Genomic DNA, 25,148 nt, shown 5'->3' on the forward strand with positions numbered 1-25,148 from the left:
ATTGTTAGTAAAAACATTCAAAAAAAGTTCTTATTATTCAAGGACTGTCGCAATTTATATTTTTAGACACTCTCTAGCAGGATTTTTTTCTGATCTCTTTAATCCGCATAGCGTTTGCGTGTAGTACATATAAACTTGATAAGCTGATTACGTTCACCTACCAGATCTGTCGCCCCTTTGGTATGAATAGGACTGTCATCGTGTCATCTGATTGACGTATATTTAAGATATACCAAAGTGACTCGACTTTTTGCTCCTTGTTTGCCACTCTTGCAAATCTATAATGTCAAACAATCTAGATTTACTGCTTATAAAAATAATCAAAAAAAGAACCCTTGAAAATCAAGGGTTCTTCCACTATCAGATAACGATAGATTAACGACGGATTTCTTTGATACGAGCAGCTTTTCCGTGTAATGCACGTAAGTAGTACAATTTTGCACGACGTACTTTACCGTAGCGAACGACTTCGATCTTTGCAACACGTGGTGTATGCAATGGGAATGTACGTTCAACGCCTACTCCGTTAGAAACTTTACGTACTGTATAAGTTTCGCTGATTCCAGCTCCGCGGCGTTTGATTACAACACCTTCAAATAACTGGATACGTTCACGTGTACCTTCGACAACTTTCGCATGAACACGTACAGTGTCACCAGGGCGGAAAGCTGGGATGTCAGAACGTAATTGTTCTTTTGTTAATTCTTCGATTAATGGATTCATTGATCTTTTCTCCTTATTCCAAACATTCTTATGAGTTTTCCCTCACAGCGGAACATCGTAATAGTTAAGTGCTTTTGCACTCACCATAAAATATTATCACACTATCAATTTAGTGTAAAGAGTCATATTGATATTTCTTATTCTATTTCGTCTGATTCTTCTTTTTTGACTTCTTCTAACAATTTCAGCATTTGTGAGGTCATTGTTAATTGTTCCAATAAGTCAGGTCGGCGTTGATAGGTTCTTCTTAAGGATTCTTTCAGTTGCCATTCTTCAATCAATTTATGGTTTCCATTTGTTAAAACTTCTGGGACTTTCATCCCGTTAAATTCTGCTGGCCGTGTATATTGAGGATGTTCCAATAATCCCGTTGAATAAGAATCTGTTTGAGCGGATGTTTGATTTCCTAAAACATCCGGTAGTAAGCGGACTGTTGCATCAATCATCACCATTGCGCCAAGTTCGCCACCAGTCAAGACATAATCACCTAAAGAGACTTCATCCGTAACTAGCGAACGGATTCGTTCATCATAGCCTTCGTAATGTCCACAAATAAATACTAAATGTTCTTCATTCGAAAATTCTTCCGCCATCGCTTGATCAAATCGTTTACCAGCTGGATCCAATAAAATCACACGTTTTTTTGTTTCAGGATTTGCTTGTTCAATTGCTTTGATATTGTCATAGATAGGTTGGACTTTTAACAACATCCCTGCCCCGCCACCATATGGATAATCATCGACCGTTTGGTGTTTATTATCGGAATAGTCTCTAAAATTAGAAACATTGATCTCTAACAATCCTTTATTGACCGCTTTACCGATGATCGATTCACCCATTGGTCCTTCAAACATTCGTGGGAAGAGTGTTAAGACATCAATTTTCATCATCGATCAATCCTTCTGGAATCTCGACGTAAATGACCCCATTTTCTAAATCAACTGTTTTAACCACTGAGTCAATATAAGGAAGCAAAACATCCTTTTTCTTTGGTCGTTGGACTACCCAAACATCGTTAGCACCTGGTGAAAGAATTTCTTTGATTTTACCTAATTCATTTCCATTTTCCTCAACGACCTTTGCTCCAATGATCTCATGATAATAAAATTCATTTTCTGGCAACTCGATCGTTTCTTCTTTTGAAACTTTTAAAATACCGTCTCGATATTTTTCAACATCATTGATTGAAGGATGCCCTTCAAAACTTAACAAGTCAAAATTTTTATGTTTACGATGACTTTTGACGGTTAATTCAATTGGCGCTTTCTTCTCTTGAAACAAGGTAAGTACAGCACCTTTTTTATATCGTTCTTCTGGAAAATCTGTGGTAGAAATGACGCGCACTTCTCCTTTGATCCCTTGAGTATTTACGATTTTTCCAACATTTAAATATTCAGTCAACTTGTATCCCCTTTTCCTTTTCACACATGTTTCAACCAAACAATGGTTTTTAAATGGCTGAACGTGTTTTTGACGTATCTGCCTTATTTTAGCATGTGTGCATATGCAATTCTACTTTCTTTTCGCTTTTTGATGTCATTTTCCAATCATTTATTGGTTCATAGAAACAGCCATTTTCAATGCGGAAAGAGTATCTTTGTGGGTAACAGTATAAACATTTTTAGGCTCTTGCCAGCTTACTTGTGTAGCTTGTTGGGAAGAATCATTCATTTCAACCGTAATTTTCCCGTACTTCTCAAGAGCAGGCAAACTTGCTTTTTCTAAGTAAGCAACGATTTCTTTGGCTAACGGTACAGGATCTTGTCCTTCAATATTACTTGCCCGGACACGAATACTCCAATTTCCTTCTTGCCATTCTAGAATACTAGATCCCGCTGCTCCTTGTTGATAGCCAGTAATATTGTAGCCCAAATCGACTTGTCGGCCGTTTGTATCAACCGTAACTGGTTGCAAGGCATCAATTGCTTCTTGACTAGAAGCAAAGCCATACTGGTAAAGATAAGAAGCCATCGGGGTTTCTTGATTTAACTCTTTGGCATTTAAGACATAGGCTTTGGGTAGGTCATAGTATAAGATTGAAAAGCCCTGTTTGGTTTCGGCAGCAGCGATGTTTAATTTCCCTGTTGTAATCGGTATCTCTTGTGGCATCGGTGTTGTTGGGTATTTTTCTTTCAGTTCTTCAAATGCGGTTTGTGCTTGTTTATTCTGTGTAGATGTTTCTGTTTTTGTAGTCGCCGTTTCCGTTGTATTTCCAGACATCTCAGAGCTTTCACTCTTTTTGGTTGTTGATTGAGTATCTGTTTCTTTGGAACTACTATGACTCGTTGAATGAGTCTCTGGTGTCGCCGTATCAGTTGTTTCAGTAGAATTATTTGTTCCTTGACAGGCACTTAAAAGTAAAAGAGCTGGTATCAATAATGCAACTTTTTTCATAGGTATCTACTCCTTTCTATACTTTAAGGATACGCTTTCTATAATCATTTGCCAAGTAGTCCCCTCAAAAAGAAAAAAGCTGTCTCGTCAAGACGAAACAGCTTTTTTTATTCCTTATGATCGATAATATTTAAACGCACTTTTTTCGGTGCATTTGTTCGTACCCCGTAAACGATCGTACGAATTGCTTTCGCAACACGCCCTTGTTTACCGATGATACGACCAATATCTTCAGGAGCCACAGTTAGGTTATATTCATAGAAGTCTTTTGACTCAGTGACTTCTAACTGGACTTGTTCAGGATAAGTGACTAACGGACGAACGATTGTTAAGACTAATTCGCTTAAATCTTTCATATCCGATCACCTTATTTCTTTGAGAATTTAGCTTCGTGGTGTTTTTGCATAACGCCTTCTCTTGAAAGGATGTTACGTACAGTATCAGAAGGTTGCGCACCTTTAGATAACCAGTTAAGAACTAAATCTTCTTTTAAAACTACTTCTGCAGGGTCTTTCAAAGGATTGTAAGTACCTACAGTTTCGATGAAACGTCCATCACGAGGAGAACGTGAATCAGCTACGACGATACGGTAAAAAGGACTCTTTTTAGAACCCATACGTTTTAAACGGATTTTAACTGCCATTATATATTTCCACCTCCATTGTTTTATTCACAAGTTGTAGTGTAACAGTTTTTTTTTACCCTGTAAAGCTTTTTTTCTTTACAGCTAATAAAAAATTTTTTCAACTCTCTTTTTTATTGAAAAAAAGAATTCCTGTCACTAAAAAGGCAGCAATCATCAAACCTGTTACCACTAAAGAAAAAGAATAGTTACTCGAATCAATCCTTTCCCCTAATGCGTTCGAAACTGTCGTTAAATAAAAAGGAGAATACTCAGCAACTTTTGTAAACATAGATAACAGATAACAGCCAGCCACACAAATCCCTCCACAAGCTAGCACAAAATAGCCAGAAGAAATAAAGGAGGACAACCATAGAAATAAAGTATATAACCACACACCCCATAAATAATAATAAAAACTTCTTGTCCCTAATTGAACAACCAGCTCATTATCCCAATAAATAGCAGTATAAAAGTAAGTAATGAAGGAGCAACCCCAAAAACCAACTGCCCAAAAAAACTGTCCCATGATCCATTTAGTAAAATAAATTTTCCAGCGAACCATTCCTTTGGTTAAAAGATTAATCAATGTTCCTTTTTGATATTCATTCGTCAATGTCGAGCTAAACAATAACAAAAACAATAAAAGAAACATAGGCATGTTTTTATAAAATTGTCCCCAAGAAGTCAGCGCATCTACATTGACTTCCCCGATTTTCATACCAGATGCTGCTAAATTTTCTGACATCGATTGAACGATGTAGGGTGTTAATTTGGCTATCAGTGGATTCATGATCCCAAAAATGATCGTTAATGAAAGCAACAGTAATAATCTACCTGTACGCCAATTTTCCTTCCATTCTTTTTTTGAAAATGCGAGTAATTGCTTCATTTGTCCACCACTTCCATAAAAATTTGTTCTAAGGAAGGTTCTAAACGATGAATCGATTGAATCGGTAATTTGTGATCAACAATTAAAGATAGTGCACGAAGTAAGTCTTCGTTAGTTCTGCCAGGATAAATAAGGGTTTCATTTTTCATGATTGCTCCCGGCAAAAGCGATAAAAATTCTTGAGAATGTTTCACAGTTGGAAATTGGATTTCAAATCCTTCATTTTTAGGATGGGTTTTCAATTCTGCTACCGTGCCTGATAAAACGATTTCTCCTTTATTTAAGAAAGCCACTTCATCACAAATTTGTTCCACGTCTGATAGAATATGTGTGGAAAAAAGGATCGTTGTTTGCTCTTTGACACGTAATAAGATATCCAAAATTTCTTTACGCCCCAATGGATCCAACGCCGAAGTCGGCTCATCACAAATAAACAGTTTTGGTTCGTTCAGTAACCCTTGGGCAATCCCCAAACGTTGCTTCATCCCTCTTGAAAAAGTCCTAATCCTTTTTTTCTCGTGAGCCAATCCGACTAACGCTAATAACTCTTGCGTTTTTTGTTGGATTTTATGTTTAGGCATCTCGGTGATTTCCCCGCATAATTGCAAATACTCTTCGGCGGTAAGGTAGTCATAAAACATCGGAATATCTGGCAAATAGCCGATCCAGCGATTCGTTTTTGTTTGACCATAGTGAACCGTTTCATCATTAACCTTGATTGTTCCAGCATCTTTTTTTAGCAACCCCAAAATCAATTTCATCGTTGTCGTTTTCCCTGCACCATTTTTTCCAATAAACCCAAAGATCGTCTTTTCCTTTACGGTAAGGGAAAGATGGTTCAACACTTTTTTTTCACCAAAAGATTTTGATACATCGATTAGTTCAAGGATCGCCATTATGCCTCCTCCTTACCGAACACGAAATACAAGATTGGACCAACAAATTGAAATCCTATGAGAATTACGATGATCCAGAGTGTTCGACTGCCAAATCGATAATGCGTATGAGTCAAAATATGATAAAGGGCATAAAAAAATAACCCAAGTTGTATGATCACTAACGGGATCAAAAATGGTAAAAACTCGTTAATATGCATTTGTTCCACCTACCAATTTCATCTTTTTATTTGATGCTGCGTTACCCCAAGTCATGCGATGATGTGTACCGATGTTTCAATGAGAAACATTCTTTATCAAAAGTTCATGTACTACACTCTTTTCTAAAAAAATCACACAAACTCCTTCAGACAAGACTTCTATTCACTAATTATAGAAGATCCATGTCAAGTGAAGCAAATATATATACGCAATAACTACTATAAGTAGTCGAAAAAAGTAGTTAAGTTAGTCACTATGTTCCTCAAGTGTTTTTATTTGCTGAGTTTACTTATTTTTTGTAAGATAAATATAGAAAGTTTGAAGGAGGAATTGTTTTATGACTAAAAAAATTGGATTTTTTGTAGGTAGTTTGCGTAAGGATTCGTACAATAGAAAAGTAGCAGAGGCTTTCGCTAACTTGCTACCTGAAGGATATGAAGGTGTTTTTGTAAAGATCGATGATCTTCCTTTTTATAACGAAGATCTTGAAACTCCAGAGAATGCTCCTGCTGAATGGAGTCGTTTCCGTGATGAGGTCAAGGAATTAGCAGGTGTTGTTTTTGTTTCTCCAGAATACAATCGTTCGGTTCCTGCTGTACTTAAAAATGCACTAGATGTAGGCTCTCGCCCTTACGGTCAAAGCGCATGGGACGGCAAACCTGGGTTAGTTGTCACTGCTTCCCCTGGCGGTATCGGTGGATTTGGCGCGAACCATCACCTACGTCAATCACTTGTATTCTTAAATGTTCCTACCTTACAACAACCTGAAGCTTATATTGGCAATATTGCAAACTTAGTTGATGAAGAAGGTCATATTGTGGAAGGAACACTCAGCTTCTTCCAAACGATTCTAGATGCTTATCTTGATTTTTTAAATAAATTAACTAAGTAAAAATTAGCTTTGATAAGCGATGGGTCGAATCAAATAGATCATATATGAAGGAAACAATCGAAAAAAGGTTGTGACCTGTCTAGCTCTGAAAAACAAGCCGAAGAATCCGAAAATAGCTTCTCCTATTTTTGGAATTCTTCGGCTTGTTTTCCTATTTATGGTCAAAGTACTATCACTACTAGAATCTGTCATACTAGCATAGCCCCCGCGATCTAATTATTTACTTATTTGTTCAGTTTTGAGCTGAGTAAATTGTTTCATTCTATTTTCTATCTCATTATAGGCCTTATTTCCATGAAGTACTTTGACAATTTTACCACCTTCCATAAAGATGACTGCTGGCACGCTAACCACACCAAGTTCATTATAAAACTTTTTAAAATTAGATACTTCTTCTTCATTTCCAGTAGTATTCAGGTAATTGATTCTCAGACCTTCTTTACTTAAAAATGAACTTAATTTTGGCTTAAAAATGATACATTCTGGACAATTGTCTCTTCCCACATAAATAACTGTATCTTCATTACTTTTAATTAATTCCTTGATTTCATTTATAGATGTTTCCTTAAACGGTTCTTTATTTAATACAATACTATTCATTAAGAGAACTTGTAGCAAAATGGCAAACAATGAAATTATTAAATATATCATTTTCTTATAGCGTTTTGTATATGTAATTCCTAATATTACAAAAGTGAAACAAAAATAAAATAATAGAATTTGTATCCCAAAATTCTGATTAAAATTAAATTCAATTGCGTTTCCTAAATCATTCGTATTCCCTATGACAGTAAATAAATTATAAGGTGCGTGAAAATTTGTTCCATAAAAAAAACTGATCAAGCAAATAGGGATAATTGACATGATTAACATCAAAAATGTAATAAAAAATGATATACCGCTACATTTTAAAAGATCAACGAATATTTTTCTCATAGACTTTCCTTCTCCCATCTAAAATTAATAATAGAAATAGTTACTAATATACCGATTAATAATAATAGTACTATCAGAAAGAGATGGATAGAAATTGAAAAAACATTAATCCAATCAAATCTCCTTAATTTATCATTTTATAGAAAGTAAAGTAATCGTTTACTTTTATATATGTAAATCGTATACCCTTGTATTATTTTAGTAAAGGGGAAAATTTCCCCACACAACACCTTTTAAATACAATATGTTACCTATATAATTCAAGGTGAAGTGCTTTATATTAAGGGGTGATTTGTATTTTCTATGCAAGGTGGTTAAAACGAAAAAGATTAAAGGCAAATTATACTCAAACATTTGTTGCAAATTATCTCAATGTAAGTCGAGAAACCGTTTCTTGTTGGGAAAGAGGAAAAGGAAGACCTAATTACGAATGTTTGCGCAATATTTTTAATCTTTATCGTTGTAGTGATAAAGAAATCGCTCAATTTATTAACATGAGAGACGATTAAGACTTAAGTTAGTTATAATATACATCATACTAACTTAAGTCTTAATCGCCTTCTCTCTTGATTTAATCAAACTATTTTTAAACAATAATACTTGCCATCACAACATAATCTTTCCCATCATATTCCACGATTACTTACATAATGCAATTCAATGAACTCTCCAAAATAATTAGTATCAACTAGTTTCAAGCGTTCTTCGTATGTGCCTTCTTGAAACAATCGAATACCTTCTCCTAAAAGCACAGGTGCGATTTGGATCCACCATTCATCGATCAAATGATTTTCGATCAAAGGTTTCAACAAATTCCCACCACCAACGACCCAGACTGTTTGGTTAGAATGTTCTTTTATGTTTTTCACGAATGAAACGGGATCTTCATGAACAACTGTTGCATCATTTAATATCAGCTCTTTATTAGAAGAAAATACAAAATTCTTTTTTTCAGGATACAGATGCTCAGTTGCTAACAATTTTTTGGCTTCCTGATAAGTTTTTCTTCCCATAATCGTTTGATCAATTGTTTGATAAAAAGCCTCGTAAGTTGTTTTTTCTCCAGTTGGTGTGTCAAATAACCACTGTAAACTATCCTCTTTTGTTGCTAAGTAGCCATCTAAACTAATGGCACCATAAAAGACGATTTTCCCCATCATATTCACTCTCCTTTTCCCATCTGGCTGACTTCTTGTTTGCGAAAGCAATGATCTAAATGATCATTGACAATTCCCACAGCTTCTAAAAAAGCATATATCGTTGTGCTTCCGATGAATTTAAATCCGCGTTGTTTTAGATCTTTGGCGATTTGATCAGATAACGGGCTCGTTGTTGGTACCTCATTTTGTTCTTTATACGAGTGATTGATCACTTGATGATCCGAAAATGACCACAAATAATCCGCAAAACTACCAAATTCATGTTGGATTTTTTGGACACCCTGAGCATTGGCTACCGCTGCTTCAATTTTACGACGGTTACGAATGATCCCTTTATTTTCCATCAACTCAATGATTTTTGCTTCTGTATATTCGGCTACTTTACCGATCGAAAAAAAGTCATAAGCTTCATCAAAGGAGGCACTTTTATTCAAAATCGTTTGCCAGCTTAATCCCGCTTGATTGATATCTAACATCAATTTACGAAAAAGTAATTGATCATCATATTCTGGAACACCCCAAACTGTGTCATGATAATGTTTCATACTTGCTGTTTGCTCACCCCAAGGACATCTTCGTTTCATTCTCTTCACCTCTTAGCTTTATTGTACCATTCCTTTGTTTCTCTATCTAAAATGAGGAACGCTATGGCAGGTAGTTTTTGAATTGGGTTTATCTAGTATGCAAAAAAAGAATCGCAAAGCCAGCAGAAGCTAACTCAACGATTCTTTCGATGGATGAAACGGTAAACAAAATTCTACTATTATAATAGAAGTACGATAGACGTACGATAGAAGCTTTATTTCCGTTTTTTCTTTTTCTTTTTGTTTTTCTTGATCATGCGATTCATCGCCATTTTTCCAAGTTTTCCTTTGACACCTGTGCCAAACATTTGGTCCATTCCAGGAATATTCATATCTCCCTTAGACATTTGTTGCATCATTTTGCGTGATTCTTTAAATTGCTTAATCATGCGGTTAACTTCAACCACACTGTTACCAGAACCTGCGGCAATCCTTCTGCGACGACTTGGATTCAATAAATCAGGGTTTTCTCTTTCTGCAGGTGTCATTGAGTAAACCATTGCTTTTTTACGTTCGACATCTTTAGGATCTACTTTGACATTTTCAATCCCTGGTACTTGGTTCATCCCAGGAATCATTTTGATCAGATCCTCTAACGGTCCCATCCCCATCACTTGATCCAACTGTTCAATGAAATCATTGAAATCAAATGAATTTTCCCGCATTTTTTTCGCTAATTCTTCTGCTTTTTTCTCGTCATAGTCTTGTTGCGCTTTTTCGATCAACGTCAACATATCGCCCATACCAAGAATACGGCTTGCCATACGGTCTGGATGGAAAACTTCAAGATCTGTTAATTTTTCCCCTGACCCGATGAATTTGATTGGTGCGCCAGTCACAGAACGGATCGAAAGTGCTGCACCACCACGTGTATCACCATCTAATTTAGTAATAACTACCCCAGTGATCCCTAGTTGTTGGTTAAAACTATCTGCCACATTGACAGCATCTTGACCGGTCATCGCATCGACAACCAACAAGATTTCATTTGGTTGTGTTAATTCTTTGATTTGTTTCAATTCATCCATCAGGGTTTCATCGATATGCAGACGCCCCGCCGTATCGATCAGAACATAATCATTTTTCTTTTCTTTTGCTAATTCCATCCCTTGACGAACGATCTCAACTGGACTAACATCTGTTCCCATATCAAAAACAGGTACATCTAATTGTTGCCCTAGAACTTTCAATTGATCGATCGCAGCTGGACGATACACGTCACCTGCGATTAGTAAAGGACGTGCATTTTCATTTTTCTTTAAATAGTTGGCTAGTTTACCAGTAAACGTCGTCTTACCTGCCCCTTGCAAACCTGCCATCATGATGACTGTTGGAATTTTTGGTGATTTATTCAATTCAACAGTTTCTGCTCCTAAAGTGATCGTCAATTCTTCATCAACGATCTTAACGATTTGTTGTGCAGGTGTTAAACTTTCTAATACTTCTACACCAATCGCCCGTTCTCGAACACGCTTCGTAAAGTCTTTTACTACTTGTAAGTTTACATCGGCTTCTAGTAATGCAAGGCGGATCTCCCGCATCATTTCTTTGACGTCAGCTTCTGAAACTTTCCCTTTTTTTCTTAACTTGCTCATTGCCTGTTGAAGGCGCTCAGTTAAATTTTCAAATGCCATGATTTCTTCATTCCTTTATTCTTCAATTTCTTGGATCTGTTTCACATAATCAAGGAGAACTTCATCTTTAGGATAAGTTTCCTTTACATAAGTTTTCATTTTTTCTAATAACTGTTCCCGAACAATATAATTAGAGAAAAGATGGAGTTTCTTTTCATAATCTTCTAAAATCTTACTGGTTCGTTTGATATTATCGTATACTGCTTGGCGACTTACTTCATACTCTTCTGCTATTTCTCCTAATGAAAAATCGTCTGCATAATACAACTCCATATAATTCATCTGTTTTTCGGTTAAAAGCGTAGAATAAAATTCAAAAAGTGCGTTCATTCGGTTCGTTTTCTCGATTTCCATTCTGTTCACCTCGCAATTTCAACCATTCTTCATCAGAGAGTACGGTCATCTTTTGTTGGATAAAATAAGCAGTTGCCACACCAGTTCCAGACTTCAAGGTTCCTGAAAAACTCCCATCATAAATAAGAGAGGAACCACAAGAAGGACTTTTCGCTTTTAATATCACTAAATCTATTTCTTGCTCTTTTAATTTTTGATAAGCATGGATTGCCCCTTCTTGGTAGGCTTTTGTGACGTCTTCACCATTTGTAGTGATCACTTTTGCCTGACCATTCCAAACGTCAAATCCATCGCCACCAACGATTTCTGCTGGGGCTCTAGGAGTTGAAAGACCGCCCATTACTTCAGGACAAACCATGATCGCTTTACCTTCAGCGACCAGTTTCTTTAATTCCGGCACAGCTTTTTCTTTTCCATCATACCGACATAAGACACCGCCTAAACAAGCGCTAATTCCGATCAATTGCCACTCACTCCTTTATCCAACAAAGTGCCTTCCTATTATACCATTTATTTAGTTGGTAAAATAGTCCTTCTACTGGATTCTATGCTAAAATAAGAAATGTCTATTCATGACACTTAATAAAAAAAACCAGGCATTAGTTGATAGCTGTTTTTAAATAAACAAAAAGAATGAACGCAAGAAAAGGGAGAAGTTATGAAAAAAGTATTAGTGGTAGATGATGAACCTTCAATCGTCACATTGTTGACATTCAATCTGGAAAAAGAAGGGTATCAAGTAACAAGTGCTTTAGACGGACAAAAAGGACTGGAATTAGCACTGGAAGAACCTTTTGATTTTATGATTTTAGATGTGATGCTGCCTTCTATAGATGGTATGGCAATCACCCAAAAGTTAAGACAAGAAAAAATTGATACTCCAATTTTAATGCTAACAGCCAAAGATGACCAGGTCGATCGGATCATCGGTTTGGAAATTGGTGCTGATGATTATTTAACAAAGCCTTTCAGCCCTAGAGAAGTACTTGCTCGAATGAAAGCTATTTTTCGCCGCATCGAACCACGCCATGTCCAACAAGAAGAAGCAGAACCTGCTTACCTAACGATTGGACAGATCAAAGCAGATTTAACGAATTTCCAAGTAACCGTAGAGGAACGACCGATCGAATTAACGCCAAAAGAATTTGAACTGCTCGTTTATTTTATGAAACGAAAAGATCGTGTAATTGATCGTGATACGCTGCTAAATCGCATCTGGAATTTTGATTTTGCAGGTCAAAGTCGAATCGTTGATGTCCATGTCAGTCACTTAAGAGAAAAAATCGAAAGAGACCCTAAACATCCAAAATATTTAGTGACAGTTCGCGGTTTTGGCTATAAATTTCAGGAACCAAAACGATGAATTGGAAAAAAATTTCTGAGCGTGTCTTCTTTTTCATTCTCTTAGTGGGACTCTTTTTCGGTGGCTGGCAAATGATTTCTCAATATTTCAAACAACAAATCATCGAGCAACAAGAAAGCTATCTTTCAAAAAAAGGGCAATTGCTGATCCAGCAATTGACTATTGATGATTTATCTTCGAAGCATAATCAAGCAGTTTTAACAGACTTTGTTCATCAATCAAATGAACGACTAACCTTATTAGCTCCAAATGGTACAATCCTATTCGATACGACCGATCACTCACTACGAGGGCAGCGAAATACTCGTCCAGAAATCAAAGCAGTCCTTGATGGCGGCTCACTAGGTACTTCTTTAAGAATGAGCAGTACGTTAAAGGAAGAACTATTATATGTAGCACTACCGATCAAGAAGAATGGGCAGTTGGAAGCCATTATTCGAATCGCAGAACCAACAAATGGCTTTTTGCCAAGAACAGAAAATTTTCGTCGTTGGGTCTTTTTCTTCTTTTTGGTTTTCTTCGTTGTTTTGTCCAGTATGAGCTATTATTTGGTTTATCAACGTAACCGTCCCTTGAAAACCGTGCTGCCCGTCTTAAAGAAAATGGTCAAAAACCCTGATAAAACCGAGACCATCATGCAAACTTCTGATCAATGGGAAGAACTTTACCAAACGATCAATGCTTTGAGTGAACAAATGAGTAAAGTCTATCGTGCCTATACGACCACTGAAGAACAATTGTATACTCTATTGAATGAATTAATGATTGGTGTCTTTTTGATCGATTCAGAGTCACATCTGCGGTTATTGAATCCAAAAATGCAGGCACATTTAGGGGTACATGATTATCAGCCTAATCAACGGTATACTGAGATCATTCAAGAGCCAAAATTAATCCAATTGATTCACCAAGTTACGCCAAATGAACCATTGATCCATCAAGAAATTACTATTTCAGAGGGACAACAAACATTAGACATCAGCTTACGTTACTTCAATAGTTCTGAAGAGACTGGGCAGATTCTAGGCGTGGCTTATGATCTCACAAAAGTAAGACGATTAGAAAAACTGCAAAAAGACTTCGTAGGAAATGTTTCTCATGAACTTAAAACACCGGTTACTTCATTGATCGGATTTACTGAAACACTGCTAGATGGAGCCAAAGATGACCCAAAAATATTGAATGAGTTCCTATTGATCATGCAAAAAGATGCGATTCGTTTAGATAAGCTGATCCGAGAAATCATTCAGCTATCAAAAGATGAAGAAACAGCACACGAAACGCAAACCATCCATTTAGCAACTTACTTTGAACAAATCATTCAAAGTTACCAACCAATGATCGAAAAGAAACACTTAACCCTGGAAATGCAACAGAAAGAACAATCATTTACAACTCAAACTGAACTCTTATACCCGATCATCAAAAATCTGATCGAAAATGCAATCCAATATTCTAAAGAATCAGAGAAAATAATCATCCGTTACGAGGTTGACAACCAATTGACATTCTCCGTCCAAGACTTTGGTATTGGGATTGATCGTGAAGATCAAGAAAGGATCTTTGAGCGCTTCTATCGAGTGGATAAAGCACGTAGTCGACACTCAGGTGGTACTGGTCTAGGTCTGGCTATTGTGAAAGATTACGTCAATCTCTTGGGTGGTACGATCAAAGTGGAAAGTCATCCAGGAATGGGGTCGACTTTTACCGTCACCATCCCTCCAGCATGATCACCTTTAAATCTTCAAAAAATGAATGAACAAGTGAAATAGCGGAACAGAAAAAAATAGGCGGTTGGCATAACCGCCTATTTTTGTTTTGTCTATCTGTTAATCGTGTTTATTGTCTACTGAAAACAGCACTTTGAGCCAGAACCAAGCAGACCGTTTTTTCTTTCCATCCTTCAATTGGCTGTAATTTTCGATCATTCGCGTATACTGCCGGAAAATCGAGTCCGCCGCAAAAAATAGAATCAAAAGCAACAGAATCGAAACGGGTGAAATAGCGGAGATAGAAAATAATTTATGCAGAAAGACGACTGAAAATAAGATACCTGCTGCACAAAATAAAATGATCCGCCCTCTGAATTGGTTCAATGGGTGACAAATTTTATAGAGTACGAGAAAACCAACCGCTGTCAGTAGCATCGTTGAAGCAGTGGAAACATCTGTCTTATTCAAATGCAAGATGACACCACCTACCACTAAAGTCCCCACGACAGTCATATCTGTTAGCCCACCAGGAATGGCTTTTTCTAAGACATTCACAATAAACTTTCCTTCAATTCGATTTTTGTTTTCTTCAAGAGCAAGTAAAAACGATGGCAAACCAATCGTAAACAGACTAATCAAGGTAATTTGAGAAGGCTCCAACGGATAAGTCAATGCGAACAAGACAGAAAAGACGGAAAGTAAGAAAGAAAAAATATTTTTTACTAAAAACAAACTAGCAGATCGTTCAATATTATTAACAACTCGCCGACCTTCTGCTACGATCTCAGGCATTCTAGAAAAATCAGAATCTAATAAGGCAACTTGCGCAGCTTGGATCGTTGCTTCGTTGCCAGAAGCCATAGCGATACTACAATCAGCTTCTTTCATTGCTAAAATGTCATTGACACCATCACCAGTCATCGCAACTGTATTTTTTTGTTTAAGAAGCTGAACGAACTGCATTTTTTGTTCAGGCTTAACCCGTCCAAATACGGTGTATTTTTCCACTGCTGAGAGATAATCTTCCTCAGCAAGTTGAGAAACATCAATATATTGGTCTGCATTAGCAATGCCCGCCTGTAATGCGACAGTTGAAACGGTCTGCGGATTATCCCCTGAAATCACTTTGATTGCTACCCCTTGTTCCTTAAAATAAGCAAATGTGTCAGGGGCTTCTTTTCGAATTGGGTTGGCAATCAAAAGATAAGCAAGCGGAATCACTTCTGCTTCTAAAAGTGCTTCGCTCAATATTCCTTGGTAACTACCGAAAACCAACACACGGTAGCCTTGATCAGCATATTGACTAAATTCATTTTTAACTGTTTCGAAACGTTCACGTAAAACCATTTCTGGCGCTCCTAATACATAGACCCCATCCGCAAATGTTACGCTACTGAATTTTTGTACCGACGAAAAAGGCAAGATAGATAAAGGCTCTTGATCTGTAGGCTTATTAAAGTACGTTTTGATTGCTTGCATCGTCGCATTGTCATTTGCCATAGCTTTAGCATAATCTGAAATGAGTTCTTGAATCCTAGTTGCCTGTTGCTCCGCCTGCTCATTTTTAGCAATCACTAGTTTTTGTACAGACATCTGATTTTCAGTAATAGTTCCTGTTTTATCTACACATAGTACATTAACCCTTGCTAAAGTCTCTATGCTTTTCATATCATGTAATAATACTCGTTGCTTAGCTAAACGAGCGGCACTCATTGCTAGAGCGATCGTTGTCAATAAGTACAAGCCTTCTGGTATCATCCCGATTAAAGCTGCTTCCATGGCTACCACACTTTCTTTGATCGTGTTGCCATTAAAAAAGTAACTTTGTGAAAACAAAGTGATGCCGATGGGAATAATAATGATCCCGATCCATTTGATTAATTTATTCAGCGAAGCAATCATTTCTGATTGTTCGCCTCCTCCCATTTTTTTTGCTTTTGCTGTTAATTGGGAGATGTAAGAGTCATAGCCAACCTTGTCTAATCGTACATAAGCCTTACCAGAAACGACAAAGCTCCCTGACATCAAATAATCATCTACTTCTTTCACGATCTCATCTGCTTCACCTGTCAAAAGTGCTTCGTTGACTTGTAATTTACCGTCTAAGACATAACCGTCTGCAGGAATCTGTTGACCCGTTTCGAGCAAGATGACATCATCTAAAACTAATTCCTCCATATCGATCTTATTGGCTACGCCGTTTCTTACGACTGTAACTTTTGCTGCATTCAGTACACTCAAATTATCTAATATCTTTTTTGAGCGAATCTCTTGATAGATAGCAATTCCCGTGTTTGCAAGAATCACTGGCAAAAAAGTCAAATTTTTATAGGAACTAACTAGACATAATAAAACTGCTAAGACGATAAAAATCAAATTAAAATAAGTAAATATATTTTGCAAAACGATTTGTTTGTTCGTTTTAAATGATGGGTCGATCGTTTCATTTGTTGCTTGAGCATGCACTCGTTCTGCAACTTGCTCATCTGTTAGCCCCTCTCGATAATCGGGAGCATACCTTGTAATATTTTTAACTGAAGTTTGATCTTTTTCAACTTCCGTTTGATGACTAAATATTCTCATTTACCGTTTACCTCGATTATTAGTATTATATTTACCTTAATACATTTGTAAAAAAAAAGCCTATGAAATGACTAATAAATATCTTTCATTACTGTCATATTCATTTGCAGGAAATAGCTAAAAAAAAAGCATGCCTGTTAAAGGCACACTTTTAGGGGTAGCAGATTTGAGTACATGATTGCTTATTTTAAGTTTCCTTCAGCATCACGTTCTACTTTCATCGCAGTAATTGGTAAGTAACCGAGTTCTTTCACCGGTCCTTGTTGGATTTCGTCTGTCATCATATAATCTAAAAATTTTTGAACTTCTGGGGAAGGCTCACCTTTTGTATACATGTGTTCATAAGACCAAATTTTCCAACTGTTGTCAGCAACATTTTCTTCTTTTGGTTCTACACCATCAATACTTAAAGCCTGTGTTTTATCATCCAAATAAGAAAAAGCAAGGTAGCTGATTGCGCCAGGAGTTTGGCTAACAATTTGTCGAACAGTTCCTGATGAATCCTGTTCTTGTGATTGTACTGGAGTAGCACCATCTAATCCCCACTTTTCAAAAGTAGCTCGTGTACCACTACCATTTGCCCGATTGATGACATTGATTTTTTCATCTTTCCCACCTAGTTCTTGCCAATTGGTAATTTTTCCAGTGAATATATCAATTAATTCCTGTTTTGTAATATTTTTGACGTTCGTGTCTTTATTGACGATTGGCGCCATACCTACCACCGCAACTTTATGATCCTTTATTTTACTTGCATCTACGCCTTCTTTTTCCTCAGCAAAGACATCGGAGTTTCCTATTGTCACTGCCCCAGACTCGACCTGACTTAACCCAGTACCACTTCCGCCACCTTGGACAGAGATTTGATAGTTGGGATTTTTTTGGACAAAACTTTCTTGTGCTGCATCGACTAGAGGTTGGAGCGCAGTAGATCCGACAGCCACGATTTTGACTTGATCGCCAGAAGTTGCAGAATTATTTTGTGCTGCGGAGCCATCCGTGCTACCAGAACCGGAACCACAGCCAGCTAACATAAGACCTAAAACACCTAAAGAAAATAATACTTTTTTCATTGATATACCCCTTTCTTATTTACAAGTAAATTGTAGCAATCCACTGTAAATCCTGCATATTGAAGGTGTAAATATCCAGTTAATTTATGTAAAGTTATCGTAAATCCAAGCCAAATAAAAAGGCTCCGTACTTTTTGATGTTGGTGAAATTCACCGACAAATTTTTTATGATGTAAAAACAGAGAGAAGAGCCCCCCTGAAATCCTTTAAACCATGATCCGTCACGTAAAACTATTTTAACCAAAAAAAAAACACAGAAAGAAGTTTTCTTCTTTCTGGCCAAATGATTCTAGACTTTCTCTTTACCAACGTCATTTGACAAAAAGCCCTATTCAAGTAATAGAATAGCAATTGGGATTAATGATTCTACTATGATTGAAGAAGTAGCAATATGCTATATTTAATGTCATGCAGAACAACACTTCGCAAACAAAGTTACTTTTCAAATTTAGATAAATGGGTTATAATAAAAATGAAAGGGCATGCTGTAACATGCCCAGTGTAGTCCGTTCAAAGCGGATGGCATTTTTTAACAAGTTTAGAGCCTGTCTACTCTGCCAAAAGTTGAGACGGCTCTATTTTTTTTGTTCTTTTTTGAACTTTAACCATGCTAAAATCGAATCACTAGCTTTCGCTATTGCAGTAATTATTACTGCTGCTCCGATAATAGCAATGATTTGATCCAATGAGAAAAAATCAGGCATTTCCTTTCTAAAGAGTACGTCCAACAAGCTAATAAGCTCATAGGCACCACGCCCCCTCAATTGGATTTGCCAAACCGCCACAAACTTTCTACAATAATATTATATCATAGAATAAAGATCTTTAGCTTGCCTAAAAAGGCTATTTGAATTTTTTAAATAGGTTGATTATTATACGAAAAGAGATATTTCCTTTGCGAAATATGTAATACATTCAGTTATTCGTTCTTTTATATTTCGATTTGATTTTCTTCATTGTATTCTTCTTCAGGCAACATTACTTCATTCATATCTTCATCCATTGATTACGTATCTAACTTCTTACTTAGTGAATACTCCATTTCTATGTTTATTCTAGTTTGTTCTACCACTTTTTCTTTGAGTTCTTCCTTTTGTGGGAAACGAAGCTGTTTTTTCGCTATTTCTAACTTCTCTTCTATTTCCTTAAGTTGTTCTTGCTTTCCTGCCATCCTTTCAGGTATTTTTGTACAGTGTTTTCAAAACGTCGAATCCTGCCAACGCCTGTTTTGGGATCAAAAATCTTTGACAAAGAGCAAAAAAACACTGTTCGCTACTATCATTTGCTCACAATGTTTCCTCTTTATTGAACCTATTTATTAACTTCGCCGGACAGTTTTTCTTCTATTCTTAATTTTGCTATAGAATAAAAAATGACTGCTAATAAAAACGAAAGAATCGCTAGATAAAAACTTGGTTTAATGGTCAAAAAGTACATCGAAGTTTCCCCTGTATCTTTCAATCCACTTTCACTTAAGCCATTCGGTCCAACAATGATTCGTGGCAGAATAGAAAAAAAGGAAGTAAAAACCAACATACAAGAAAAATGAATCAAATGCCAATTATAACTATTCATAAATTTATTTGTCAAAATCAAGCTCATACTCACTAAAAAATAGAATAGTGTTAAAATTGGAAAATTTTTCGATACTACAATCCCAGTACCATGAATTAGCCCCAAAATTTCTGCTCCCTGAACAACGGCATTCACCCAAGTAAACGGCAACAGCAGAATTGGAAAAAACCAAAAAAATAAATACAATTGTTCAAGTTTTATTTTCTTTTTCATCACTTTACTCCTACGCGATTTTTTCTTTCACCTACTATAAGCGTTTTCTCTAAAAAAATTAGGGGGAAAATCTTTTTTTTTAGAGATAAGGCTATGAGAGTTTATTCATTTAATCTACAAATTTCAAAAAAGTGTTTGATTATTAGCTGGTTGATTTTAGAATGAAAGTAGAAGAAATCGGATTCACCTGATTGGGGGAACACACCATGAAAAATCATGGAAAAAAATTAATTTTGCTCTTACTTTTCATTCCGTATGTGTACTTCTCTTTACTACTAGATTATCGGTATCATTCTGTTTTTGGCTTGATTTTTTTGATTTTTCTGTCTTTTTACGCTGGCTTTAGCTTCCAGAAAAAGCAACAGTTACTCTTTCTCTTCTTTATTAATATTAGTTCAACATTCATTTCTTATTTGATTTGTCACTATTACTCTGATTGGCATTTCTTTTACCAGCCATTCAAACCAACCCAACTGATTTTACTGCTTTCGGTTTTGTATTTGATCCCTCAAATTCTTGGGGCTTTTTGGGCAAGAATTTTCACTCGTTAAATCAGTGAATCGAAAAAATATGACTAGCAAAGGATCGGTAACCACCCAATTTTTATAGAAAATCAGCTATGATTTCTCATTGATCCTTGTAAAAAAGTCTGAAAAATCATAGCACCGAAAGAAGCAAAAAATAAAAATTTACGCTATTCATTAAAGTTCATGTAGATAAATTTTTTTTATAATAATTTTATCAAATAATTGTGATTGACTGTCTTGTTCACCAATAATCTCAGCAATTACTGTACGACTGTTTGGTTTTCTACGTAACTGATAATTGATCTTTCCAGTTGCGGTCAATTCGTTTAACATATCGACCACTCCTCCAAAGCCCGTCTTTTTCGTAATGAAACCTAGTGTAACCATTCGTTCATCTAAATTTTTAGCAGAAATCGTTACACCAGTAATCAAATAACGTTTCAGTGTTTGTACCAACTCATCTAGACCATCAGAAGTCGAAACGACAGCAGCTGTTTGGTCAGTGTAGTTTCCAAGTAGTTCATTACTTTCTATAGGTGCCTGTACTTCTTCATTTGCCTTCTGACGTAAATCTGCTAATTCTTGTAACAGTGTTTCATATTGCTCTTGTGTCAACATCACTCCTGCAACTTTTTCACGATTAAATATATATACACCGTTTTCAGCTTTTCTTGCCTGATCAAATACATCCATCGGTGATCGTTTTACTTCAGTGATTGAAGATGTAGGAACTTCTAATTTCTTTAAATCCAAAAGACATCCTCCTTTACTCATCTTCTTTATTATAACACACCCTTTTCATATGATAAAAATCAATTTTTCGTATCAATCCAATAATCAATATCTGATAGTAGACGATCTACCCCAAAAGAAGGTTGGTAGAAATAAGTCTTTTGATGTTTACTATTATTTAATGGAAAAAAATGGTCCGTAATAATCAATTGTGCATAACTTGGAGGGATTGATCGAGTACAAACATGTATGGAGGTCCGTTTTCGATGTCGCAAGGTCTTATCCAGAACAGAAGCTAGGCGGCGCGCTTCCTCATGATCGTAACGAAAAAAAAAGACGATTTTTACTTCTGGTGGATAGATTTCCAGGTATCCTCTTTCTTGCAAAACTTTAAGTAAAAGTAGGCCCCATTCATACGATGGATATGTAAGTGCTTGTTGTAAAGCCATCCGGTATTGATAAAGTTTTTCATTAACATTCGGCACCAAACGCAAGCTTTCCTGATACTCATGAAATTCCTCTTTGACTACTCTTTCGTGTAGCCCAATTGAGTAACGGAGCCACTCTTGATAGATAACTCGCGTGATCGTTGTTTTATTCGTACTTTCAAATTCACTAGCCAACCAAAACAACGAATCCAATTTCTCTGTTAAGGTCATTAATTTTCGGTAGATTTTCGTTTCTTCAATTTTTTTCCAGTATTTTTCGATAATGATGTTGCAACTTAAACGAACGATACAGCGGTAATTTTTTTCGCGGACAGATAAACGTTGTTCGTGTCGGAATAACAACTCTGGAAAAAGTTCAAAAAAAAGCGTGCGATGTTCGTCTAATATTTTGATTTCGGCATTTTGGGCACGTGTCTCCAACAAATGGATAAATAATTCGGAAAAAGACTGTTCTGTATCCCCAATAAAAAAGAGGGGAAAATCTTTAAGAAAACAGAAAAAAAGATAGCGTATCTTTCTTTCAGAACCATAAAGTTGTTGTTTTCGATAAGAAAAAGACAAATGATATTCACCCAGCCATTTTCTTAGACGCTCTTGTGAGGAGCGATCATACTCTTGTTGATACTCCGTGTTCAAAATCAAATCCTTCAATAAGCAAAAGGACGAAGAGTGGATCAGAAAATCAAACAACAAATAGGGCTCACTGTAGCCTTTATTATAAATCAGCTTTACGCTTTTTTTATGTTGAATCAGTTGGATCGGAAAATCTCCTTCTTCTAATCTTTTTAAATATCGATCGATCGTTTTTACATCAACTAATAGTTTTTCTGCTAGATCCGTTTTTTTCCACGATAAATCTTTCATTTGATGGATCAATATAAATAGATTTTGTACATTTTTTGACAATAATCTTTGCCACTTCATTGGCGTTCCCTCACTTATTTTTTACTGTGTGTTTCAGGAGTACGATCAACTATAGATTAATACATCTCCCTATATATAAATTACGAAAAAAAACATTTTTTCTTCTTTAATTCAAACGAAATTCATTAAATTCTAATTTAACAGATCGAAAAAGTTAACTACTGCTATTTTTTTCTTACCGTCACACATTGAACTGTGCAAAATTTCGTACAATGGGAACAACTATGGTTACTGATTATTTCTTGAATCCCTCTCTCAACCCTTCTCCTGCCATTTTTTCTTTTCATTTTGTCTACATAAATAAAAAAGACAATCTTTAACGACCTTTGCTAAAATTGATTCGCTGAAAAATAGCTGCTTGCCAGTTTTCATTTGAATAAATTTGCTTGTGTTTGTCCTTAAAGATTGTCTTTTTTCTATTCTTACACTCACTCGTTAATCAAGTAACGTTAACAACTTATTTTAAAGTTAAGGCGTTGAGCGCAACGACCACTGTACTTAGTGACATCAAGACTGCTCCCACTGCTGGGCTTAAAATAAGTCCGATCGGTGCTAAGATTCCTGCTGCTAAAGGAATAGCAATAATATTATAACCAGCGCCCCACCAAAGATTTTGGATCATTTTTCTTCTTGTTTCTTTTGCTAATTCTAAGAAATGCAAGATATCTTTGGGGTCACTGTTCGTTAAGACAACATCTGCAGAATCAATCGCAATATCAGTTCCTGCTCCGATTGCCATACCTATCGTTGCCCGTGCTAAGCTTGGCGCATCATTGATGCCGTCACCAACCATGATCACTTTTTTTCCTTGATCAAGATATCTTTGAACGATCGCCTCTTTGTCATCTGGCAGTAGACCACCGTAATATTCATTGATTCCAAGATATTCCGCTACTGCTTGGGCTGCTTTGGGGTTATCCCCAGTCAACATGACTGGGATAATATTTTTTTCTTTGATCGCTTGGATAAACTCTTTTGCTTCTGGTTTAATGACATCTCCTAGAGCAATCACAGCCACTAATTTATCTGAAACTACTAAAAAGCTGACAGTGTTTCCTTGAGCTTCATAGTTTTTTAATCGTTCAGGGTCGATTTTTAGTCCTAAACGTTTTGCTTCTTTTTCATTAATAATTTTAACATCTTTGTCTTCCACAGTTGCTTCTAAACCAACACCTGCTAAATTTTTTTGTTCCTGTGCTTGATAAGGAGTAATCTTTTTTTCTTTTAAATAATTCATTATCCCAATCGCTAAAGGATGATTTGCATGTGCTTCTAAAGCACCGATATATTTCAAGATTTCTTCTTCTTGATAAGCTTCATCTAAAATCTCAATACCAGTTACAGTAAATTTCCCTTGGGTCAACGTGCCTGTTTTATCTAACATGATCACATCTAGATCATTGGCTTGTTCCATCGCATTCCGATTTTTCAAAAGCAACCCATTTTTAGCTGCGATCGAAGTCGAACGAGCAACGACTAATGGAATTGCAAGTCCCAGTGCATGCGGACAAGCAATGATGAACACGGTGACCATTCGTTCTAGTGCATCTGGTAGATTTGCTAGGAAGAGCCAAGCAATAAAGGCGATGATCCCAACTACTAAAGCCACATAAAATAACCATTTTGCTACTTTATCTGATAGAAACTCTAATTTAGATTTTTCTCCTTGGGCTTTTCGTACCATCTCCATTACTTTTGCAAGGTAACCATTTTCGCCAGTACCTGTTACAGTAATTTCAATTGTTCCGTCGCCATTAATTGATCCACCAATGACCGAATCGCCCACTTGCTTTTTAACCCCTTTGGATTCACCCGTAACAGCAGATTCATCAACAATGGTATGTCCTTTGTCGATCGTCCCATCCGTTGGCATCTTGTCTCCAGCACGAACAATTAGACGATCACCTTCATGGACTTCTTTTAAAGAGACGGTTTCTTCAGTCCCGTCTTTTTTCAATCGTTTTACCGATTCAGGTAATAATTCTGCTAATTTTTGTAAAGCATCGCTGGCATTAGAGACTGCATTCATTTCGATCCAATGTCCCAATAACATGATTACGATTAACGTTGCTAATTCCCAGAAAAAATCCATGACATGTGTATGGGGGTTGATGAGGTTGGCTATAAAAGAATACACACTATAAACATATGCGACGGTAATCCCCATAGCAATCAGTGTCATCATTGCTGGACTTTTTTGTTTCAATTCCATTTTGGCTCCGCTTAAGAATGGTTGTCCGCCATAAATAAATAAAATCGTTGCCAGAACCAACACCACCCAATTAGAACCAGGAAACGTCACTTGAAAAGGAAAGGACATCCCCATCATCGGTGAAAAAAGAATAATCGGAATCGCTAAAATCAGAGAAAGCCAAAATTTTTGCTTAAAGTTCCCCATGTGCATAGAATGATCCATTCCACCCATATTTTCATGACCCATGTGGCTATGATTCATTCCACTCATATCTTCATGATCCATATGGCTATGATTCATTCCACTCATATCTTCATGATCCATATGGCTATGATCCATTCCGCTCATGTGTCCATGCGTATGGTGTTGATCCATATTTTCCATTTTTCCATGTTCCTGTAAATTATTCTTGGTATTCGTTTGTTCTACAGTTATTTTTTCCTCAGGATTCTTTCCAATAGCGCCCTTTTTATTTGTTTCATTCTCAGGATCTATTCCATTATTCATCTTTTTCC

At 36.3% G+C, this 25,148-nt stretch carries 28 protein-coding genes; 5 read left to right on the plus strand and 23 right to left on the minus strand.

What is annotated here, in order from left to right; translation table 11 throughout:
- Nucleotides 1-375 precede the first annotated feature (375 nt).
- The 9 genes from rplS to IGJ11_RS09105 form a co-directional block, all read right to left on the minus strand.
- The gene (rplS, locus tag IGJ11_RS09065) at nt 376-723 is read right to left on the minus strand and encodes a 50S ribosomal protein L19 (RefSeq protein WP_002286913.1); all 348 of its coding nucleotides are present in this window, start codon (nt 721-723) and stop codon (nt 376-378) included.
- Between the two features lie 137 nt (nt 724-860).
- Nucleotides 861-1,610, minus strand: coding sequence for a tRNA (guanosine(37)-N1)-methyltransferase TrmD (gene trmD / locus IGJ11_RS09070; protein ID WP_094940995.1), 750 nt, complete (start codon nt 1,608-1,610; stop codon nt 861-863).
- Nucleotides 1,600-2,124, minus strand: a complete 525-nt coding sequence (rimM, locus tag IGJ11_RS09075; RefSeq protein ID WP_010718461.1) for a ribosome maturation factor RimM — start codon at nt 2,122-2,124, stop codon at nt 1,600-1,602. The genes trmD and rimM overlap by 11 nt, the downstream gene beginning before the upstream one ends.
- 150 nt (nt 2,125-2,274) lie before the next feature.
- Nucleotides 2,275-3,117, minus strand: a complete 843-nt coding sequence (locus tag IGJ11_RS09080) for a hypothetical protein (RefSeq protein ID WP_438772525.1) — start codon at nt 3,115-3,117, stop codon at nt 2,275-2,277.
- A gap of 107 nt (nt 3,118-3,224) precedes the next feature.
- Nucleotides 3,225-3,473, minus strand: coding sequence for a KH domain-containing protein (locus IGJ11_RS09085; protein WP_010718463.1), 249 nt, complete (start codon nt 3,471-3,473; stop codon nt 3,225-3,227).
- An 11-nt stretch (nt 3,474-3,484) separates the two neighbouring features.
- Nucleotides 3,485-3,760, minus strand: a complete 276-nt coding sequence (gene rpsP / locus IGJ11_RS09090; RefSeq protein WP_010718464.1) for a 30S ribosomal protein S16 — start codon at nt 3,758-3,760, stop codon at nt 3,485-3,487.
- Between the two features lie 100 nt (nt 3,761-3,860).
- Complete coding sequence (locus IGJ11_RS09095) at nt 3,861-4,631, minus strand: ABC transporter permease subunit (protein WP_010718465.1); 771 nt, start codon at nt 4,629-4,631, stop codon at nt 3,861-3,863.
- Nucleotides 4,628-5,527, minus strand: a complete 900-nt coding sequence (locus tag IGJ11_RS09100) for an ABC transporter ATP-binding protein (protein ID WP_010737913.1) — start codon at nt 5,525-5,527, stop codon at nt 4,628-4,630. The genes IGJ11_RS09095 and IGJ11_RS09100 overlap by 4 nt, the downstream gene beginning before the upstream one ends.
- On the minus strand, nt 5,527-5,727 hold the full coding sequence (locus tag IGJ11_RS09105; RefSeq protein WP_010737914.1) for a PLDc N-terminal domain-containing protein: 201 nt from the start codon (nt 5,725-5,727) through the stop codon (nt 5,527-5,529). The genes IGJ11_RS09100 and IGJ11_RS09105 overlap by 1 nt, the downstream gene beginning before the upstream one ends.
- Before the next feature lie 338 nt (nt 5,728-6,065).
- On the opposite strand from IGJ11_RS09105, the gene IGJ11_RS09110 reads away from it, so the two are divergent.
- On the plus strand, nt 6,066-6,620 hold the full coding sequence (locus tag IGJ11_RS09110) for an NADPH-dependent FMN reductase (protein ID WP_010718468.1): 555 nt from the start codon (nt 6,066-6,068) through the stop codon (nt 6,618-6,620).
- A gap of 216 nt (nt 6,621-6,836) precedes the next feature.
- Here the strand turns inward: IGJ11_RS09110 and IGJ11_RS09115 are convergent, their stop codons facing one another.
- The gene (locus IGJ11_RS09115; RefSeq protein WP_438772526.1) at nt 6,837-7,574 is read right to left on the minus strand and encodes a thioredoxin family protein; all 738 of its coding nucleotides are present in this window, start codon (nt 7,572-7,574) and stop codon (nt 6,837-6,839) included.
- A gap of 269 nt (nt 7,575-7,843) precedes the next feature.
- On the opposite strand from IGJ11_RS09115, the gene IGJ11_RS09120 reads away from it, so the two are divergent.
- Nucleotides 7,844-8,065, plus strand: coding sequence for a helix-turn-helix domain-containing protein (locus IGJ11_RS09120; protein ID WP_228196763.1), 222 nt, complete (start codon nt 7,844-7,846; stop codon nt 8,063-8,065).
- Between the two features lie 117 nt (nt 8,066-8,182).
- Here IGJ11_RS09120 and IGJ11_RS09125 read toward each other — a convergent pair whose 3' ends face one another.
- From IGJ11_RS09125 to IGJ11_RS09145, 5 genes are all read right to left on the minus strand, one after another.
- Nucleotides 8,183-8,713: a dihydrofolate reductase family protein gene (locus tag IGJ11_RS09125; protein ID WP_207433555.1), complete on the minus strand. Its 531-nt coding sequence runs from the start codon at nt 8,711-8,713 to the stop codon at nt 8,183-8,185.
- A 5-nt stretch (nt 8,714-8,718) separates the two neighbouring features.
- Nucleotides 8,719-9,300 (minus strand): DNA-3-methyladenine glycosylase I, encoded by a 582-nt coding sequence (locus IGJ11_RS09130; protein ID WP_207433511.1) that lies wholly within the window; start codon nt 9,298-9,300, stop codon nt 8,719-8,721.
- A 215-nt stretch (nt 9,301-9,515) separates the two neighbouring features.
- Nucleotides 9,516-10,934, minus strand: a complete 1,419-nt coding sequence (ffh, locus tag IGJ11_RS09135) for a signal recognition particle protein (protein ID WP_010718476.1) — start codon at nt 10,932-10,934, stop codon at nt 9,516-9,518.
- Between the two features lie 15 nt (nt 10,935-10,949).
- A complete protein-coding gene (locus tag IGJ11_RS09140) occupies nt 10,950-11,288 on the minus strand; it encodes a putative DNA-binding protein (RefSeq protein ID WP_010718477.1) in 339 nt (112 codons plus the stop codon).
- A complete protein-coding gene (locus tag IGJ11_RS09145) occupies nt 11,248-11,751 on the minus strand; it encodes a DUF523 domain-containing protein (RefSeq protein WP_207433513.1) in 504 nt (167 codons plus the stop codon). Before IGJ11_RS09145 ends, IGJ11_RS09140 begins: the two co-directional genes overlap by 41 nt.
- 195 nt (nt 11,752-11,946) lie before the next feature.
- Here IGJ11_RS09145 and IGJ11_RS09150 point away from each other — a divergent pair, with 195 nt between their 5' ends.
- A complete protein-coding gene (locus tag IGJ11_RS09150; RefSeq protein ID WP_010718479.1) occupies nt 11,947-12,651 on the plus strand; it encodes a response regulator transcription factor in 705 nt (234 codons plus the stop codon).
- Complete coding sequence (locus IGJ11_RS09155) at nt 12,648-14,381, plus strand: sensor histidine kinase (protein ID WP_034700840.1); 1,734 nt, start codon at nt 12,648-12,650, stop codon at nt 14,379-14,381. The genes IGJ11_RS09150 and IGJ11_RS09155 overlap by 4 nt, the downstream gene beginning before the upstream one ends.
- Nucleotides 14,382-14,480: 99 nt before the next feature.
- Here IGJ11_RS09155 and IGJ11_RS09160 read toward each other — a convergent pair whose 3' ends face one another.
- The 5 genes from IGJ11_RS09160 to IGJ11_RS09180 form a co-directional block, all read right to left on the minus strand.
- Nucleotides 14,481-16,946, minus strand: a complete 2,466-nt coding sequence (locus IGJ11_RS09160; RefSeq protein ID WP_094940362.1) for a cation-translocating P-type ATPase — start codon at nt 16,944-16,946, stop codon at nt 14,481-14,483.
- A gap of 182 nt (nt 16,947-17,128) precedes the next feature.
- Nucleotides 17,129-18,019 (minus strand): phosphate ABC transporter substrate-binding protein, encoded by an 891-nt coding sequence (locus IGJ11_RS09165; RefSeq protein ID WP_010737921.1) that lies wholly within the window; start codon nt 18,017-18,019, stop codon nt 17,129-17,131.
- 575 nt (nt 18,020-18,594) lie between these two features.
- The gene (locus IGJ11_RS09170; RefSeq protein ID WP_207433515.1) at nt 18,595-18,804 is read right to left on the minus strand and encodes a hypothetical protein; all 210 of its coding nucleotides are present in this window, start codon (nt 18,802-18,804) and stop codon (nt 18,595-18,597) included.
- A gap of 221 nt (nt 18,805-19,025) precedes the next feature.
- Nucleotides 19,026-19,190, minus strand: coding sequence for a hypothetical protein (locus tag IGJ11_RS09175; protein WP_207433517.1), 165 nt, complete (start codon nt 19,188-19,190; stop codon nt 19,026-19,028).
- A 140-nt stretch (nt 19,191-19,330) separates the two neighbouring features.
- The gene (locus tag IGJ11_RS09180; protein WP_010718484.1) at nt 19,331-19,807 is read right to left on the minus strand and encodes a hypothetical protein; all 477 of its coding nucleotides are present in this window, start codon (nt 19,805-19,807) and stop codon (nt 19,331-19,333) included.
- Between the two features lie 206 nt (nt 19,808-20,013).
- Here IGJ11_RS09180 and IGJ11_RS09185 point away from each other — a divergent pair, with 206 nt between their 5' ends.
- Entirely contained in the window at nt 20,014-20,358 is a 345-nt protein-coding gene (locus IGJ11_RS09185) for a hypothetical protein (protein ID WP_014834534.1), read from the plus strand.
- Between the two features lie 150 nt (nt 20,359-20,508).
- On the opposite strand, the gene IGJ11_RS09190 is transcribed toward IGJ11_RS09185, so the two are convergent.
- The 3 genes from IGJ11_RS09190 to copB all read right to left on the minus strand — a co-directional run bounded on the left by IGJ11_RS09190 (nt 20,509) and on the right by copB (nt 25,140).
- A complete protein-coding gene (locus tag IGJ11_RS09190; protein WP_438772527.1) occupies nt 20,509-21,087 on the minus strand; it encodes a type II toxin-antitoxin system Phd/YefM family antitoxin in 579 nt (192 codons plus the stop codon).
- A 59-nt stretch (nt 21,088-21,146) separates the two neighbouring features.
- Nucleotides 21,147-22,439, minus strand: coding sequence for a helix-turn-helix domain-containing protein (locus IGJ11_RS09195; RefSeq protein WP_010737923.1), 1,293 nt, complete (start codon nt 22,437-22,439; stop codon nt 21,147-21,149).
- Between the two features lie 457 nt (nt 22,440-22,896).
- Nucleotides 22,897-25,140, minus strand: a complete 2,244-nt coding sequence (copB, locus tag IGJ11_RS09200) for a copper/silver-translocating P-type ATPase CopB (protein WP_207433521.1) — start codon at nt 25,138-25,140, stop codon at nt 22,897-22,899.
- Between the last annotated feature and the right edge of the window lie 8 nt (nt 25,141-25,148).

This window comes from Enterococcus sp. DIV0691, from assembly GCF_051711145.1.
Classification (GTDB): domain Bacteria; phylum Bacillota; class Bacilli; order Lactobacillales; family Enterococcaceae; genus Enterococcus_B; species Enterococcus_B hirae.